This window comes from Weissella sp. DD23, from assembly GCF_001579105.1.
Lineage (GTDB): Bacteria > Bacillota > Bacilli > Lactobacillales > Lactobacillaceae > Weissella > Weissella cibaria.
This window is the reverse complement of sequence record NZ_KQ970422.1, coordinates 1-955: the sequence shown is the minus strand read 5'-3', so window position 1 is coordinate 955 and position 955 is coordinate 1. Positions and strand designations below refer to the sequence as shown.

Genomic DNA, 955 nt, shown 5'->3' with positions numbered 1-955 from the left:
AAGTACAACGGCGGTTACCGTTGGTACGATCACGGCAAGCTATACACTGGCTTCCGTTTCTACATGGGTACGTACTATTGGTTTATCAACGGTGTTCGTCAAAACCAAGGTTGGCGTACAGCTTGGGGCATGACGTATTTCACAGATAACACTGGTCGTGCCTTACAAGGGACTTACAAGGTGGGTTCAACTGTCTACGACTTCGGTAACAATGGCACATTCTTCGTGCGTGGCGTTGTGAAGGATGCTTACGTAAACGTGCCTGGTGTTGGTTGGCGCTGGGTTCAAAATGGAAAGATGTTCACTGGATTTAAGTTCTACATGGGCACTTTCTACTGGTTCCAAAATGGTATTCGTCAAGACAATGGTTGGCGCCACGCTTGGGGTATGACATACTACACAGATAACCAAGGCCGTGCTGTCCAAGGTTGGCGCAATATCGGTGGCAAGAATTACTACTTCGGTAATAATGGCACGTTCTTCTTGCGCAATACCCAACCAGCAAACCCTGGTAACGGTGGTAACAACAAGGTTCAACCTGGTGAAAACGGTGGATTTGATGCAGGCGCTACTGACAACGGTAATAACAGCGATAAGTGGGGAAATATTGGATAATTTAATCACCGATTAACGAATTGAACCTATGATTAAATTAAAGAAAATCGCTGCAGGATTAGCAATTGCAATCTATAGTTGGTGAGTTCTTGACAATTCAAAGTTTGGAAATACATTAGCATTGGTTTGAATACAAAATTCAATGCCAACAATTTAAAAATCCCGGAACAGACCATTAATTAGGCTGTTCCGGGATTTTTGTTTTTCAAACTGGTTTTAACGTGGTTGAATCACCCATGCACCAACGGCATAAGCTGCAATTAACAAGACTGCAACTAGCCATTGCCATTTTGGCAGGGGATCATTAATGGTATCCGTCCGCGGAAAACCCTCGGAAAAG

Annotated in this window: 1 protein-coding gene; it reads left to right on the top strand. The window is 44.0% G+C overall.

Annotated elements, in window-relative coordinates:
• On the top strand, positions 1 to 615 hold a 615-nt coding region (locus WEIDD23_RS13855; RefSeq protein ID WP_062359094.1), incomplete at its 5' end, for a hypothetical protein.
• Positions 616 to 955 lie beyond the last annotated feature (340 nt).